This is a genomic window from Streptomyces tendae (assembly GCF_014650435.1).
Lineage (GTDB): Bacteria > Actinomycetota > Actinomycetes > Streptomycetales > Streptomycetaceae > Streptomyces > Streptomyces tendae.
Window position 1 is genome coordinate 57543 of the sequence record NZ_BMUY01000016.1, and the last position, 14002, is coordinate 71544.

Below are 14002 nucleotides of genomic sequence, written 5' to 3' on the forward strand. Positions count from 1 at the left end.
GTTCTCCTGAACAACTGAGATGCGAAGTAGACAGAAGCCTTCGGTGCCCCGTAGATTGACACGCCTGCGAGTTGTCCGAGGTCATCGGGCTGCAAAGGGGGAGGTCACGTGCCTACGCTCAGCATCAACTTCGATCCCGCTGTCATCGCCCATCTGCTCAAGGCAACCGGAGATGACACCGTGCACGTCACCCTCAGCCTCAGCACAGGGGCGCAGGCGTCATCATCGAGTCCGGTGACACCTCACGGTCCGCTGGCCGAGCTCATGCAAGCGGATCTGATCGAGGCAGGCACGGTCCTGACCTTTCACCAGCGGCGAGCCAAGCGGTCCGGGCGCGCAGTGGTGACGGCCGACGGACAGCTGATCGTGGACGGGCACGCCTCCCCCTTCCCATCGCCGTCCAAGGCGGCAGAAGCCGTGACCGGCAACGTGATCAACGGATGGACTCTGTGGCACGTCGAAGGAGTCGGGCGCACTCTCGACGACCTACGCCGAGAGCTGGAGTCACGTACCTCGCAGTAGCTCCGCCCCCTTGCCGCGGCCGCCGTCCCTGAGGTGGGGTCCTACGCCGGTGGTCCTGCGGCAGACCGCTGACCCGCAGAGAGGAATACAGCCTCGTCATGCTGCCTCAGCAGGAGAGCCTCGACGTCCTGCACCGGACGATCCTGCCGGCCGCGCTGCAGAACGCCGTCCCGCAGACCCGGCCGGTTGTGGTCGTCGTCGCTGGACAGCCCGGCGCCGGCAAGACCGCGGCCGCCGATCTGGTCCAGGCCGCGCTGGACCGCCGCGGCGGCTGCGTACGGATCGGCCGGGACCTGTACAAGCCTGCCCACCGCCACTACGCCGGCGCCTTGGCAGCCGACGTCCGTACCGCCGGGGCCCTGGTGCGTTCTGACACCGCGGGGTGGCAGGCGGCCGTCGAGGACCACGTCCGCGCCATGCGGTGCGACGCCGTGGTGGAGTCGGCGCTCGCCGACCCTGACAACTTCCGCCTCTCCTCCGCCGCCTACCGCGCGGCCGGCCACCGCATCGAGGTCTTCGCGCTGGCGACCCCGCAGGCCCTGAGCCAGCTCGGCATCGTGGACCGCTTCCTCACCGAGGCCGCGGCCGGCGGCGGCCGGTATGTGCCGTGGGAGAACCACGACGCCTGTGCAACCAAGATGCTGGACACACTGGCCGTCATCGAAGCCGAGCAGCTGGCCGACCGTGTCACCGTGGTACGGCGCGACGGCACGGTGCTGTACAGCAACGAGCGCACCGCTGGGGGCGGCTGGCGGGGCCGGTGTGCGGCATCGCAGGCGGTCCTCGGCGAGCGGTCACGGCCGTGGACCGCCCCGGAGACGGCCGTCTTCCGCCGTGAGCTGGCCCGCGCCGACCGCAGGGTGCATACGGAGCTGGGCAGTGACCGGCGCCTGGCCGTCGAACGGGACAGCGAACGTGTCGCTGCCTGGTCCGAGCCGGTCCGGCGCATCGCCCAGCCCCGTCTGCGCGCTCCCGGGGTCGACTACCACCGGCTCTCCGCCAGCGAGCACCGCTGGATTTTCGACGAGCTGATCGTCCCGTCCTACCTGGGCGGTCTCATCGGCCGGAACGATCCGCGGGCGGTGTACGTGCTGGGCCAGCCCGGAGCAGGGAAGTTGCTGGCAGCCAGGATGGTCAGGCGTGCGATGCGGCCGGGCACAACCCGGCTGGTCGGCGACGACTTCACGGCCTCGCATCCTGACTACTTCCAGCTGCTGCGTGACGATCCCCGCAGCGCCGGGCAAGCGATCCGCGCCGATTACCGGGCCTGGTTCGCTCAGGCCGAGGAGTACGTGCGCCGGCGGCAAGGAGATGTCCTGATCGAGGCGGCCCCGGGCAGCGTGGATGAGCTTCTCGCCAGTGCGCTGCCTTTCGCGACCAGTGGCTATCCGGTCGAGCTGGTCGTCCTGGCCGTCCGTGAAGCCGACAGCCGTCTCGCCACCGCGCTGCGCTATGCCCGTGCGCTGCAGCGCGGCGGCGCCGGGCGGTTCACCACCCGCGCCGGGCACGACGCGTGCTTCCGCGCGCTCACCGACGTAGTAGCTGTCGCCGAGCGGCACCCGCAGATCACGGCGATCACCGTGATCCGTCGGGACGGTCAGGCCCTGATGCGCAGTGAGGCCGGCGGCGACGGTGGCCGAGCCTCGTGGGCGCTGGCCGCCGAGCGGCTCCGTCCGTACACCGAGCAGGAGGCGCTCGCGTTTCTGCGCCTGCACCAGGCGGTGCGGCGGGCCCTGCCTCAGCACCGGACGGAACTGGACGAAATCGCCGCGCTGGCGCGGCCCTTGATGCCTCCCCGGGTGCAGCCTGCTCGGATGGACCGGCCGCATCCGCCGGTCTGGTCCCTGCCCGTCGTGCACGGAGACCGGGGCTACGAACCCTTGAGGTCCTTCAGCCGGGCCGCGTAGACCGCGGTGATCCGTTCCGCCTCCTGTGAGTCTGCGGTCGCCAGCTGCGCCTGGTCGGCGAGGGCGGCCTGACGGCCGGCCTTGAGTTCCTCGAGCCGCTCCTCGTCCGGAACGGGTGCGCGGCGTTCCCTGATGATCTGGGCGTTGTACCAGTTCACCACCTCCTGGACGGCGTCCTGGGCGGCCTGTTCCTCGCCGCCTTCGAGGCCGGAGAAGTCAGGGTTGGGGAGATCGGACACGGCTACCACCTTCATTTTGATCTTGCTGAGCAGCGGTCATTGTCTCCCTGGCCGCTTCCCGCAGAGACGAGGCAGCGGCGCACGTCGCCGCAGCGCCTGGTCTGTCGCACCCTGCGCGATGCAGGAGATGCTTCCCCAAGGGGCGGGCCCGCGGCATAGGTTGGCTCCAGGTGATCATCAGAATTGGGGGGGTCGACGGTGGCCGGTCGGGATCTCAGGGCGCTGTTCAGCACGAACGACCGCAGCCTGGAGGCCAGCGAGGCGTTCACCAACCGGCAGCTGCAGTGGGAGCTTGTCGCAGCCGCGCTGACCCGTCACCTGCAGCGCACCGCCGCCTCGGCCTTCGACGTCGAGGACCTGGAGGCGCCGCGCGACAACATCCTCGTGTTCCACGGCGTCGGCGGCATCGGCAAGACGACGCTGTCTCGGAAACTCGAGGCCACGCTGGCCGGCGCCGAGCAGCGGCCGGTCCAGTGGGGCGAGCCCACCTGGGCCGAGGAACGGATCCTGCCCGTGCGCATCGACCTCGCACGGTCGGCGGGTACCGACTTCGAGCAGCTCGTGCTGACCCTCCGCGCCGCGCTCGCCGCCATCGGCCGGCCGCTGCCCGCCTTCGACCTGGCGCTACGCCGCTACTGGGAGCAGCAGCACCCTGGCGAGTCCCTGGAGGAGTACCTGCGCCGTGGTGGTCTGGCGGGCCGGTTCGGCAAGGCGATGCCGCAGCAGATGCAGTCCGCTCTCGCGGACGTCGCTCAGGCCCTGCTGCTGCCGGGCACCCTCGGTTCGGCGGTCGGGCAGATCACTGGGTCCCTGGTGGGGGCATTACGGGAACGGCGCCAGACCGTCCGCGCGCTCGCCGGGTGCCGGCGCCTGGCCGACCTGCTGGAGGCCGAACCCGACCTGGACGCCCTGTCCTTCTACCCTCATCTGCTCGCCTGGGAGCTGGCGCGGCTGCCGGCGGACCGGCGCGTCACGCCGGTCATCCTGCTCGACACCTTCGAGGACGTCGGGGACCGCACCCACCGTGATCTGGAACGCCTGATCCAGCGCGTGGTGTGGCTCATGCCGAACGCGTTCTTCGTCGTCACCGGCCGCTCCCGCCTTCAGTGGGCCGAACCTGCCCTCCAGGGCCAGCTCGACTACACCGGCCCCGCGGCCTGGCCCGGCCTTGCAGCCGGCTCCCTCCCCCACGCCCGCTCCGGCACCGGCGAGCGGGCAGGCGGGCGGCAGGTGCTGATCGGAGACTTCTCCCCCGAGGACTGCGACGACTACCTCGCGCGCCGGCTCGCCCGCAACGGCCGGCCCCTCATCCGCGACGAGATCCGGCAGGTCATCAGCGGCCGGTCCCACGGACTGCCCCTCTACCTGGACCTGTCGGTCATGCGGTTCCTGGAGATCCGCCGCGCCGGACGGGAGCCGGCATCGGCCGACTTCGACCACGACTTCCCCGCCTTGATCGCCCGCACGCTGTCCGACCTCACCCGCGAGGAGCGGCACGTCCTGCGGTCCGTCAGCCTGCTGGACGCCTTCGACCTCTCCCTCGCCACCGCGGCCGCGGGCCTGCCCCACCAGGCTCCGGCGCTGCGGCTGATCGAGCGGCCCTTCGTCCGCGAGAATCCGTTCGGGCTGTGGCCCTTCCACCTGCACGGGCTGATCCGCTCCACCGTCCGCGGTGCCGACGACCAGACCGACGACCGGTGGAGCCCCCGGGACTGGCAGCAGGCCGCCGAGCGAAGCCACGCGGCCCTCGGCGAGCAATGGCGTGCCGGCACCGGCCGGGACCGGGCCCTGCTGGTCGGCTGTCTGCGTCAGGGGCTGGGCCTGGCCCGCGACTTCCGCCTGAATCTGGGCTGGCTCACGGATGCCGCCTGGGACTACGTCGGCGACTCCGTGTGGGAACCCGTCGCACCGCCGGCCCGCCAGGACCAGGCCGCTGTGGAGACCCCCGCGGACGCCCTCGCCGAGCTTCTCAGTGCCCTGTCCCGACGCCAGCATGAGCACCGCGCCCGCACCGCCGACCGGCTCACCGGCGTCATCGGCACTCGGCTGCTGCCCGCGGAGCTGCACGAAATGGCCGTCTACTACCTCGCCAAGGCCGACCGCGACCTCGGGCGGTCCGACGCTTCCCTGCGCGGCATGCAGCACGTCGCCGACCACGGCGGCCGCCTCGCGGCCGCTGCCCGGCGGGGCCTGGCCCACCTTGCTCGCCTCGCCGGTGACTTCCCGGCCGCCCGCGACGCAGCCCGCACCCTTGGCTGGGAGGGCCGTCACCACCGGGTCCAAGGGGACATCTGGTGGCCTCACGGCGAGATGGACCGCGCTGCCGCCGCCTACGAGGCCGCCCGCCGCGAAGCCGAACAGCATGGTGTCGCCGGCGAACGCGCCACCTCCCAGGCCCAGCGCGCGTTCGTCCTGGCCTTCACCCAGCCTGAGCACGCCGACGACGAGGTCGAACTCGCCCGCCACCTCGTCACCGGTCTCAGCCTGCGCCAGACCAGCCACACCATCGAGATGGCCGCCCTCGCCCGCGACGCGGGCACCGACCGGGACGTCGAGGACCGTGCCCGCATCCTGCGCGAACAGATCAGCATCTCGGGCGTCGCCATCGCCGGCGCCGTCCTCGAACTCGCCCTGTGCTTCCACCACGCGGTCCGGGACGACCACGCCGGCGCCGACGCCGGCATCGCGCGGCTGCGTGACCTGACCCGCGGCGGCGACTACGCGTACTACGCCGACATCGCCCAGTTCATGCTGGGCCGGCCTGCTGGCCAGGCGTCGGCGGTCCGGTGGCTCGACGACGAGCAGCACACCCGCGACCGGTGGCGCGCTCTGGTCACCGCGCGGCAGGCACACCTCCGCGCCGGGCAGTGAATCAGCACAGGTCAGGCGGGGTTCAGCGGCGTGATGCCGGTGCCCGCGTACAGTTCGGGCCGGAAGGAGAGGACGGTGAGCGGCTCGCCTTCCTTGATCGCGTGCCAGGCGATCGCTGCCGCATGAGCGACCGGCCACGCCGTGTCCGGCCAGCCCATCGTGTCGACCGCGTGCGCCGCGGTGAACGGGACACTCTCCGCGAACCTCAGGGACGCCGCGTGCCGGCCGGCACCGGGGGTCCCTCGTTCGGCGGCCACGACGGCCAGGGACGGGATGATGACGCGGCCCGTGCCGCGTGAGGCCTCGATGTAGAGGCCGGTGAAGAAGGGATCCGCCTGGTACAGAGCGGCCAGAGCGGTGTGGTCCAGGACGGCCGTCAGGTTCACGCGGCGGCGCCGCCCTGATGCGCGCGGATCTGCGCCCAGGCGTCCTGGCCGGCCTGCCGGACCTGCTCGCTGTACTCGACGCCGAGCTCGCGGGCAGCCTCCGCCGCGCGTTCTTCCCGCTCCGCCTGCGTGAGCTCGCGCGACGCGAGTTCCTCCAGCAGCTCAGTGATCGTCGTGCCCCGTTCCTCGGCCAGGACACGCAACCGGTCGCGCACGTCCTCACTGGTCTTGATGCTCGTCGGCTTACTCATACCGCCGATTCTACCGCCGGTAGAATCCCACGGGGACGGCCATACGTCAGGCCGCGGGCACTGTGGGCAGCTCTCCCGCCTGCACCGGTATCCGTTCGATGCTGGTTGCTCCGTCTTGTTCGAGCTCAGCCTGTCGACGGTCTGCGGACACCTTGTCGTAGGCGACGGCAGAGGCCCGAGGGGTACCGTTGGCGTCGGTCCACGTGAAGCCGTAGCTCTCCATCTTGATGGTCATGCCCCCATCCTCCCCGACCGCACTGACAACGCCTGGTCACGGGGCTGCGGACGTCCCGGACAGCTCGTAGGCTGGCCTTGCTCGGGGCCGCCACGGAGGATTGCCATGCCCCGCACGATCTGGTCCGGCGCAATTTCATTTGGCCTGGTCACGGTACCTATTCACGTCGTCAGCGCGACCGAGGACCACTCGATCCACTTCCACCGGGTACACCTGGAGGACATGGCCCGGGTACGGACCCGGAAGGTGTGCGAGCTGGAGGACCGAGAGGTCGCCAGCTCAGAGATCGGCAAGGGCTACGAGCTGTCGAAGACGCAGGTCATCCCGATCAGCGATGAGGAACTGCGGGACCTGCCGCTGCCGACGGCCCGCGCCATCGAGATCGTCGCGTTCATGCCGTGGGAATCCATCGACTCGCTTCGGATCGGCGACGGCTACTACTTGGCGCCCGACGGGCAGGTCGCGGCGAAACCGTACAAACTCTTGCGCCAGGCCCTGGATCGGTCGTCGCGGGTGGCGGTCGCCCGGTACGCCTGGTCTGGCCGCGAACGCCTCGGCCTGCTCCGCGTCCGCGGCGAGGCGATCGTCCTTCACGCGATGCGCTGGCCCGACGAGATCCGCGACCCATCCGAGCTGACCCCGCCACCCGTCGAGCTCACTGACGAGGAGATCGACGGCGCCCTCGCCCTCATGGACACCATGACCCGCGACGACCTCGACGCCCCAGAATTCCGCGACACCTACACGGAAGCCGTCGCAGAACTGATCGAAGCGAAACGGGAACACCGGCAGCCTCCCGCCGCACCCGAGCCGGCCGCCGAGTCGGGGCAACTCGTCGACCTCATGGCCGCACTGCAGCAGTCCGTATCGAAGGCCAAGGAGTCCCGCGGCGAGGACCCTGGCCATGCAGACGTCCACAACATGCCGAAGCGGACCGCGAAGAAGCAGCCGGCCAAGAAGGCCACGGCGAAGAAGGCGTCACGGAAGCCGAGGCGCACAGCCTGAGCCCTCACCTACGCGTTGCAGCAACTGGGCAAGGTGATCTTCACACCCTGCATCATGTTGCAGTTGATGCAATTACGCTCGTTTCAGGCAGGTGGCCGGCACCTGGCCGCCTCGGACGATGCGCCACACGTGCCCGCCCTTTCCGCACTTCCGGTAGGCGGGGCCGCTCTGGGTGCGGGCGAGCGCCTCGACGCACGACGTCACCACGTCCCCCCGGTGCAGGTAGCGCACAACTGGCGAGTCCGGTGATGCGACGGGCTTGTTGCCTTCCGGCATTCGGACCGCGACCTTCCTGCCGATGACCTCCCACTTCTTGGCACACGCCTTCGCGTTCGGCACAGAAGCCGCGGACGGCGCCGCTACCGACGGAGCGGCCGCAGCAGGGGTCACGGCGAGGACCGCCACCACGGCGGCCAGCATCATCTTGGTCATACTCGGCTCAACTGATGCGCTGGCCGGCCCGAGACGCCGCGCCCGACATGATCACCCGCCCGAGCGAATCGGCCTCGCTCTGTCACCGCCCCGAATCGCCTCGCACGAGAGGTGAGTCGACGGTGCAGCACCCCGCCGAGTGACACTCGGCCAAGGAGCGTGCCTGTTGGATACGCCCGCAGTTGAGCGGGGCGTGAGAAGCCCGATGATTGCTGCCGCCGCGGCAGCCACTCTTGCCACCGCCGCCCTTTTCGCCAGTCCCGTGCCCGCCACGGCGGCCGGATGCGGATACGAGGCCACCACCACGGTGCACTTCCGCTCCGGTCCTGGCAGCGATTACGTATCGCTCGGTCTTCTGCGGGACGGGGACCGGGTGGGTACTCCGAAGGAGAAGCAGGGCGGGTGGTGGAAGACATTCACCATGGACCGCACCGCGTCAGGCATCAAGGCCGGGAAGACGGGATGGGTCAAGAAGTCGTACCTGCGCAAGTCGGTCTGCATGCAGCTGGACTGAACCAGGCAGAGGGGCCGTCCTGTGTCCGGCCGACGCTGCCGCCGTCGGGCGCCGTCAGCGGCCGACTTGCTGCCGCAGGAAGCGCCGTTCCTTGTACCGACGCCCCAAGTCGCTGGAGTAGCTCCAGCGGAATCCGCTGGTTTCCGGTTCCGTGAGTTCACGGAGCACAGTCACGGCCTGCCGTGACGGTGGGCCGAACTCGGGCTTCTCGACGAGGATCCGGGCCGGCTGCGACTCCTCCGTGTCGCTGCTGTCGCTCGCCGGGCCGTCCTGGGTGCCGTGGTACGTGCAATCCTCGTACGCCATGTCGGTCTCCTACCGGCCCGTCGTGTGCTCGAGGTGGACGCTGATCTCGTGCGGAAGGCCTTCGGCGTAGCTGAGCAGCTGCTCGAGCCTGCCTTCGTACAGGGGGTCCATGTCGGGTGGGCTGACCTGTGTCAGCCGGAAGCCGGCTACGACGTCGTCCGGTAGCGGTTTGTGCCGGTCGTCGAGGTGGGCGGCGTCGGAGAAGACGCCTTCGACCGCTTGCAGAAGCTGTCTGCGTGACTTCTCCTGGTGCTCCTTGATCAGCTGGTCGCGATGTGGCACGAGAGTGTCTGCGGGAGTGGACAGGGTGGTCCGCAGTTCGCCGAGGGTCGGCTCGTCGCACAGTGCGGCCACTTCACCGACGCCGAGCGGCGCCTGGCCGTGGACGAGGCGTTCCAGAACGCGGGTGCCCAGTCGCACGGCGGCACTGGCATGCCGCCAGGCGAGCATCCCCACGTCGCGCTCGTACCGGTCCGCGGCGCTGGCCATCTGCCGGAGCACGTCGTGATGGTGGGTGAACGCTTTGCCACGGGCGTTGTCCTCGGCGATGTCACCGAGCCGGTAGTGGGTGAGGGTCCTGTTGACCGCCGCGGCGTACTCCTGCCGCAGGTGCAGGCTCGCGGTGTACAGGGACCTCAGCGCCTCCACCTCGAGCTGCGTGATCGGCCCCCGCACGGTGAACTGTGGAAACGTCAACTGTCTGTCCTCCCCTGGGATCGCTGTCGTCTGAGTTCAGCTGGTCAGTGCGTGACCGGTTGTCTGGCGCTGTGCCGGTCCAGGAACTGGCCGAAGGTTTCGTCCGAGTCCGGCCTGGCGGTGAGATCTCGCAGGACTGCCTGCCACCGGTCCGCGTCGTCCCCGCAGATCCGCAGCAGCGCCTCCACAGCCACGGGCTCCTGGTGACAGGAGAGGACGGTGTCGGCCGGGAGCTGACGCAGCAAGGCTTCGGTGCGGTGACGCGAATGCAGGACGGCGTACTCGACCTGGTGGAAGAACGCGCCCTGGTGTTGGGCGACGGCGTCGAGCCAGCCCTGCATCACGGCCTCCGGGTCGGTCACCGCATCCAGTTCGTCGTCCGACACCACGTACGGCAGGTCGTCGTCCGGGTGAGCGTTGGCGTATGCGCCGGCGGCCTGTCGTAGCCAGGCCGGCACCTCGTCGTAGGTGCTCAGCCACTGCACTTCGACCGGGTGCAGCTGGTCCAGTACGCCGGTGATCAGGTCCTGGTTCAGATGGGGGTTGCAAGCCAGAGCGGCGAGTGCCTGTACACGGGTGTCGCTGCTCAGCATCTCCTTCGGGGTGGGCGCCGAACCGTCGAAGGAGGACAGCCGGTGTACCGCGGTGGGGCGCGGCAGAGCGACGACCAGGTCCACCAGCTGGGCCAGTTTGCCGGCGTCGCTGCTGGTGATGGCCATGTCTCCGGCGAGCGCGGGCACCTTGTAGGGGTTGCGGTCGTCTCGTTGTGCGGCGTGCAGCAGCCGTCCTCGTTTGACGATGGTGGCCACGGTCTCCTGCAGGCCGGGAGCGGCGAGCTCCTGAAGCCGCGGGTGCCGTGCGACACGGTCGGCGATCCGTGCCAGGCGCCGTCTCTGGCTGCGCTGCGGCAGGGGCAGCTCTGCCCACTCGGGCAGGCACAGGGCCGGCAGACATGCACGCAGCAGGTCGTCGCCGAGCTTGTCGGTGTCCATGCAGTCCAGGAGGAGGTGCCGGGCGGCCTGGCCATGTGCCGGGTCTTCGACGAGGTCGGGCCATTGCTGCGGCACGCGTTCCACGCGCATGGCGAGGGTTTCGTACGCAGGCCATCCCTCCGGCTCCCAGTACCGGCCGGCCTGACGCGGGGCGGTCCGGTTGGCCGCGCCGAATGCTGCCAGCTCGGCTGTCACCAAAGAGAGGCCCCGACGGATCAGCGCATCCAGCAACCAGCGGTCCTCTTGCGGGAGTTGCAGGTGGGTGCCGTCCAGGCGGGGCCGCTCGGACGCCAGGCCGGCGGAGAGCAACTCACCGTACGACATCTGGTCGAGGAGAGCTGTTACCACCCGGCGATGGGTGTCGTCCCGGGCCAGGTCGGCCACCAGCTCAGGAGTAGTGCCGCCACGGGCCAGGGTTGCGGCCACATCCTGGCTGTTCAGCATTCCCTGCCGGGCCAGCAATCCGATGGTGCCGGCGTCGGCCATCGCGAGAAGTTGGTCCCGCCGCGGCTGGTTCTCCAGTCGTGCCAGGAGCTTTGGCAGCGCCTGTTTGAAGACGTCGCTCTGCCACGGCTCCAGCTTCGGCCCGTCGGGCAGCAGTCCCTCGACGATCGCGGGCAATGCGGCCGCGGGCAGGTTGTCCCGTCCGGCCAGATCCGCCCACATCCGGTATTCCGTGCCATGAACTGCCACCGCGTGTCCTCCGTCGACCGCCAGTCGAAACGACCTGGCACAACGCTAGGACGATGAGGACGGTCCCCGGGGCGAGATACCCAAGCGCATACCAATTGGCTGAATATCAGCCCAGGTCGGGGCACGAGAGGGCGTCGCCGGGCTGGGCTCGCGCAGAAAGTGGGTGCTCGCTGGTGGCCGGATCGGGATCATGGGCGCATGAACGACGAAGACACCACGGACGCAGCTGCTGCGGACGAAGGCCCTGACGTGGAACCGACTCGCCATTGGGGCGGCAGCGCGGGCATAGACCTGTCCGGCGTCATCGAAACGGTCCGGCAGACCCATGCCTGGTACGACTCGGTCGAGCAGATACTGGCACCCGTCCGACGACACATCCCGCTGCTGGAGTCCACCCGCTGGTCTGTCGACAGCGTCATGGGCCCAGCGAACGCCATGCGGCGAGCGGTGCTGGACGCCCAGCGGCAGACCCGGGGGATCACCGCGCCGGTGCTGGCGCTCCAACGCGACCTTCGCGACGTCTACGACTGGCACAGCCAAATCGACGACGTCCTACGCAGCATTTCGCTCCCCCGCACCCTGCTGGATCAGCTAGCAACGACAGCCGCAGCCTTCCTCCCCTCCAACCTCACCGACCTTGACTCCAAGGATCTCTACGCGATCCTGGAACTGGGTGAGGACGATGGGTTCTCCCTCGGCTGGGCGCCGCGGACCGAGATCGTCCAGGCACTCCTTCTTCTCAGTACGCGAAAGGAGCGCAACGCGCTCCTCGCCGAGCGCCGCGACGACGTTCTCGACGACATCGACACCAGCCTTCAGGCAGTGGACCATCCCGCGCTCACCGACATGGTCACCATCCTGAGCCGGGCCACGCGCACCGCGCGGGCCGGCTTCGGCGACGGCGCCCAGGCACTGGCCGGCAACGTGCTGGAGACCGCGATGAAGTGGCACGGCAACGCCTGGATCAGACGATCCTTCCCTCAAGCGACGTACACAAAGGCCGGGCACCACGGCACCATCGCCAGCGCTCTGGACCAGGCGGACGGTTGGGGCGGACTCACGTTCCGCCAGTTCAAGCACTATCTGGTGCTGACGGGAATGCGGAACGCCTTCGCCGGCGGCGCGACGCAGGACACCTTCAACCGCCACCTCGGAGCACACTGTGCCTCGCCCGACTCCTACCGCCCGGAGTTCGTCCTGCCTTCCCTGCTGCTCGCCCATGCGTTGCTGCGCGCTCTCGACCAGGACCTCGAACGCCAAGGCGACGAAGAGGGCAACATCTAGCACTGGCGTCCCAGGACGTCGGCTCTGCAGCTCGGCGGCGCCTGGCCGTCGGGCCGTCGAACGTGGCCGGGCCGAACACGCGATCGCCGATCTGGACGCCGTCGACGCCCTCGCCGAGCGCGTCGACGGTGCCCGCGACCTCAAGGCCGCGCGGCAGCGGCGGCAGACGGTCGGGAGGGGTCAGGGTTTCCAGGTGCGCAGGAAGGAAGCGATGCGTGCGGCGGTGCAGCGGGGGTTGTTGAGTTCGTGGGCGAGCGCAGTGAGTTGCTCGCGGGTGGGGTTGACCGGGATATTGCTGGCCTCGAGGTACATGACGGCGGCGGCGCAGGCGACGGTGAGGTTGGAGCGTTCCAGCCAGCGGCAGCGGCCCAGGGTGTGGACCAGGGCGGCGGCACGGGCGTAAGCACCGTCGTAGACGGGGGTGTCGAGCAGTTCGCCGCGGTGGCGGGCGACGGCTGCGATGGGAAGGCCGTAGTCGTCGGCAGACGGGTCCCGGTGGCCGGCCCGTTCTGCTACTTCGAGGATCCAGGATTCGTCAACGTGCAGGATCACGCGGCAACGCCCGGCTTGGAGTCGGCGTACGGGGCGTCGAGCTGATGCTCCAGGTCGTCGAGGAATGAGCCGTGCTCGTCGATGAGCCGCTGGGCTGCGGCCATGCCGGCGGCGCGGGCACCGGTGGTGTCCTCGATGATCAGCCGTTCCACGTACTTGTTGAAGTCCAGTCCGCGGGCGCGTGCAGCGGCCCTGCCGGCCTCCAGGGTGCCCTCTGCCAAGCGGACCTGTGTCTGCTTCTTCGTGGGTGCCATTTCCTCATGGTAGCAGGGTGGTAGCAAGCGTGTCGATCAGCGCGCTGCGGAAGTCATCCCCTCTTCTGAGGCAGAGCCCCCGGACGGGTTGGTCGCGGGGCGGGGCGAGCGACGGGACGGGAGGGTGGGCTCAATGCCTCGGGGGGGCCTGGCGCGGCGGGGCCAGGGCAGGGTGGCCGTCAGGAGCCAGGCGGCCCGGTCGGCAAATTGGGGCTCTGGGATGGGGAACTCGACGCTGGGGTGGCGGGTGTAGTGGCGGGTGACGGTGTCGGCGACGTAGTTGGTCAGGGCGTCGATGCGGTGCAGGCGGCGTCGGCCTGGGCCGGTGGCGGCGAGGTGGCTGAGGATGCGCAGGACGGTAGGGACGCTGGAATCGAAGCTGATGTTGCGGGGCGGGCAGGTGCCGGCGACGGTGAGGCTGTCGTTTTCCGGCGTCCCGTCCTGGTAGGTCTGCTGCTGGTAGAAGGCGGCAGCGTGCGTTTCACCGCGCGCGAGGTGATGCAAGGAGAGGCAGTAGCAGGCCGCGGAGTGGCCGTCGCCGGCGGCGTACTGCCACCAGAAGCGGGCGCCATGCTCGATGCCAGCAACGTGGAGGGTGCAGCCGAGGAGCCAGGCGGTGTGCAAGTCGGGGACCTGGTCGGTGAGGAAGTCCAGCGCGTCACTGGTGAGGGTACTGACGGCTGTCTCGCACAGGGTGCGCAGCTGCCGCACGGCGGCACGGTCCTGGCCCTCCGGTCCTGCGGCCGGGGCGGGGGCTGGATTGGCGCGGTAGGGGGCGTTTTCGTAGGGGACGGTGTCCTCGGGGACGTCGGGCTGGTCGTGGAGCCGGGCTCGGGCGAGGAGGTGGTCGATGGCTGTCATGA

Annotated in this window: 17 protein-coding genes and 1 pseudogene; 6 read left to right on the plus strand and 12 right to left on the minus strand. The window is 69.8% G+C overall.

The features are described from left to right. The first annotated feature begins 108 nt into the window (after positions 1 to 108). A complete protein-coding gene (locus tag IE258_RS33240; RefSeq protein ID WP_189749480.1) occupies positions 109 to 522 on the plus strand; it encodes a DUF4357 domain-containing protein in 414 nt (137 codons plus the stop codon). A 98-nt stretch (positions 523 to 620) separates the two neighbouring features. Then, positions 621 to 2429 carry a zeta toxin family protein gene (locus tag IE258_RS33245; protein WP_189749481.1) on the plus strand — a complete coding sequence of 603 codons (1809 nt, stop codon included), beginning with the start codon at positions 621 to 623 and terminating at the stop codon, positions 2427 to 2429. Here IE258_RS33245 and IE258_RS33250 read toward each other — a convergent pair. Next, complete coding sequence (locus IE258_RS33250) at positions 2393 to 2668, minus strand: hypothetical protein (RefSeq protein ID WP_229892572.1); 276 nt, start codon at positions 2666 to 2668, stop codon at positions 2393 to 2395. The two genes, IE258_RS33245 and IE258_RS33250, sit on opposite strands and share 37 nt — an antisense overlap. A 198-nt stretch (positions 2669 to 2866) precedes the next feature. Here IE258_RS33250 and IE258_RS33255 point away from each other — a divergent pair, with 198 nt between their 5' ends. After that, positions 2867 to 5539, plus strand: coding sequence for an ATP/GTP-binding protein (locus tag IE258_RS33255; RefSeq protein WP_189749483.1), 2673 nt, complete (start codon positions 2867 to 2869; stop codon positions 5537 to 5539). Positions 5540 to 5550: 11 nt separating this feature from the next. On the opposite strand, the gene IE258_RS33260 is transcribed toward IE258_RS33255, so the two are convergent. From IE258_RS33260 to IE258_RS33270, 3 genes are read right to left on the minus strand one after another with little or no spacing between them, the layout of a single operon-like run. Next, entirely contained in the window at positions 5551 to 5925 is a 375-nt protein-coding gene (locus IE258_RS33260) for a PIN domain-containing protein (protein ID WP_189749484.1), read from the minus strand. Continuing rightward, entirely contained in the window at positions 5922 to 6176 is a 255-nt protein-coding gene (locus IE258_RS33265; protein ID WP_011039368.1) for a ribbon-helix-helix domain-containing protein, read from the minus strand. The genes IE258_RS33260 and IE258_RS33265 overlap by 4 nt, the downstream gene beginning before the upstream one ends. Before the next feature lie 46 nt (positions 6177 to 6222). Then, the gene (locus tag IE258_RS33270; protein WP_189749621.1) at positions 6223 to 6411 is read right to left on the minus strand and encodes a DUF8636 domain-containing protein; all 189 of its coding nucleotides are present in this window, start codon (positions 6409 to 6411) and stop codon (positions 6223 to 6225) included. A gap of 105 nt (positions 6412 to 6516) precedes the next feature. Between IE258_RS33270 and ku the strand changes: the two genes are divergently transcribed. Then, positions 6517 to 7416, plus strand: coding sequence for a non-homologous end joining protein Ku (gene ku / locus IE258_RS33275; RefSeq protein WP_189749486.1), 900 nt, complete (start codon positions 6517 to 6519; stop codon positions 7414 to 7416). A 72-nt stretch (positions 7417 to 7488) separates the two neighbouring features. Here the strand turns inward: ku and IE258_RS33280 are convergent, their stop codons facing one another. Further along, on the minus strand, positions 7489 to 7848 hold the full coding sequence (locus tag IE258_RS33280) for a hypothetical protein (RefSeq protein ID WP_229892573.1): 360 nt from the start codon (positions 7846 to 7848) through the stop codon (positions 7489 to 7491). A 166-nt stretch (positions 7849 to 8014) separates the two neighbouring features. Here IE258_RS33280 and IE258_RS33285 point away from each other — a divergent pair, with 166 nt between their 5' ends. Next, positions 8015 to 8362, plus strand: a complete 348-nt coding sequence (locus tag IE258_RS33285; RefSeq protein ID WP_189749487.1) for an SH3 domain-containing protein — start codon at positions 8015 to 8017, stop codon at positions 8360 to 8362. Positions 8363 to 8416: 54 nt separating this feature from the next. Here IE258_RS33285 and IE258_RS33290 read toward each other — a convergent pair whose 3' ends face one another. From IE258_RS33290 to IE258_RS33300, 3 genes are read right to left on the minus strand one after another with little or no spacing between them, the layout of a single operon-like run. Further along, positions 8417 to 8668 carry a hypothetical protein gene (locus tag IE258_RS33290; RefSeq protein ID WP_189749488.1) on the minus strand — a complete coding sequence of 84 codons (252 nt, stop codon included), beginning with the start codon at positions 8666 to 8668 and terminating at the stop codon, positions 8417 to 8419. Positions 8669 to 8677: 9 nt separating this feature from the next. Beyond that, the gene (locus IE258_RS33295; RefSeq protein WP_229892574.1) at positions 8678 to 9364 is read right to left on the minus strand and encodes a hypothetical protein; all 687 of its coding nucleotides are present in this window, start codon (positions 9362 to 9364) and stop codon (positions 8678 to 8680) included. Positions 9365 to 9408: 44 nt separating this feature from the next. Further along, positions 9409 to 11049: a hypothetical protein gene (locus IE258_RS33300; protein ID WP_229892575.1), complete on the minus strand. Its 1641-nt coding sequence runs from the start codon at positions 11047 to 11049 to the stop codon at positions 9409 to 9411. A 198-nt stretch (positions 11050 to 11247) separates the two neighbouring features. Between IE258_RS33300 and IE258_RS33305 the strand changes: the two genes are divergently transcribed. After that, complete coding sequence (locus IE258_RS33305; protein ID WP_189749489.1) at positions 11248 to 12333, plus strand: hypothetical protein; 1086 nt, start codon at positions 11248 to 11250, stop codon at positions 12331 to 12333. A 103-nt stretch (positions 12334 to 12436) separates the two neighbouring features. On the opposite strand, the pseudogene IE258_RS42115 reads toward IE258_RS33305, so the two are convergent. The 4 genes and pseudogenes from IE258_RS42115 to IE258_RS33325 form a co-directional block, all read right to left on the minus strand. Then, positions 12437 to 12562, minus strand: a pseudogene (locus tag IE258_RS42115) (hypothetical protein); the annotation flags it as partial. Next, positions 12514 to 12885: a fic family toxin-antitoxin system, toxin component gene (locus IE258_RS33315; protein WP_189749490.1), complete on the minus strand. Its 372-nt coding sequence runs from the start codon at positions 12883 to 12885 to the stop codon at positions 12514 to 12516. The pseudogene IE258_RS42115 and the gene IE258_RS33315, both read right to left, overlap by 49 nt. Next, the gene (locus IE258_RS33320) at positions 12882 to 13139 is read right to left on the minus strand and encodes a hypothetical protein (RefSeq protein WP_229892576.1); all 258 of its coding nucleotides are present in this window, start codon (positions 13137 to 13139) and stop codon (positions 12882 to 12884) included. Before IE258_RS33320 ends, IE258_RS33315 begins: the two co-directional genes overlap by 4 nt. A 36-nt stretch (positions 13140 to 13175) precedes the next feature. Continuing rightward, on the minus strand, positions 13176 to 14000 hold the full coding sequence (locus IE258_RS33325; protein WP_189749492.1) for a hypothetical protein: 825 nt from the start codon (positions 13998 to 14000) through the stop codon (positions 13176 to 13178). Positions 14001 to 14002: the final 2 nt, after the last annotated feature.

What these genes read in the sequence shown, in the direction of transcription:
- IE258_RS33245 (WP_189749481.1), top strand. Translation starts at nt 621, where the DNA reads ATGCTGCCTCAGCAGGAGAGCCTCGACGTCCTGCACCGGACGATCCTG.
- IE258_RS33265 (WP_011039368.1), bottom strand. Translation starts at nt 6,176, where the DNA reads ATGAGTAAGCCGACGAGCATCAAGACCAGTGAGGACGTGCGCGACCGG.
- IE258_RS33270 (WP_189749621.1), bottom strand. Translation starts at nt 6,411, where the DNA reads ATGACCATCAAGATGGAGAGCTACGGCTTCACGTGGACCGACGCCAAC.
- ku (WP_189749486.1), top strand. Translation starts at nt 6,517, where the DNA reads ATGCCCCGCACGATCTGGTCCGGCGCAATTTCATTTGGCCTGGTCACG.
- IE258_RS33280 (WP_229892573.1), bottom strand. Translation starts at nt 7,848, where the DNA reads ATGACCAAGATGATGCTGGCCGCCGTGGTGGCGGTCCTCGCCGTGACC.
- IE258_RS33290 (WP_189749488.1), bottom strand. Translation starts at nt 8,668, where the DNA reads ATGGCGTACGAGGATTGCACGTACCACGGCACCCAGGACGGCCCGGCG.
- IE258_RS33305 (WP_189749489.1), top strand. Translation starts at nt 11,248, where the DNA reads ATGAACGACGAAGACACCACGGACGCAGCTGCTGCGGACGAAGGCCCT.
- IE258_RS33320 (WP_229892576.1), bottom strand. Translation starts at nt 13,139, where the DNA reads ATGGCACCCACGAAGAAGCAGACACAGGTCCGCTTGGCAGAGGGCACC.
- IE258_RS33325 (WP_189749492.1), bottom strand. Translation starts at nt 14,000, where the DNA reads ATGACAGCCATCGACCACCTCCTCGCCCGAGCCCGGCTCCACGACCAG.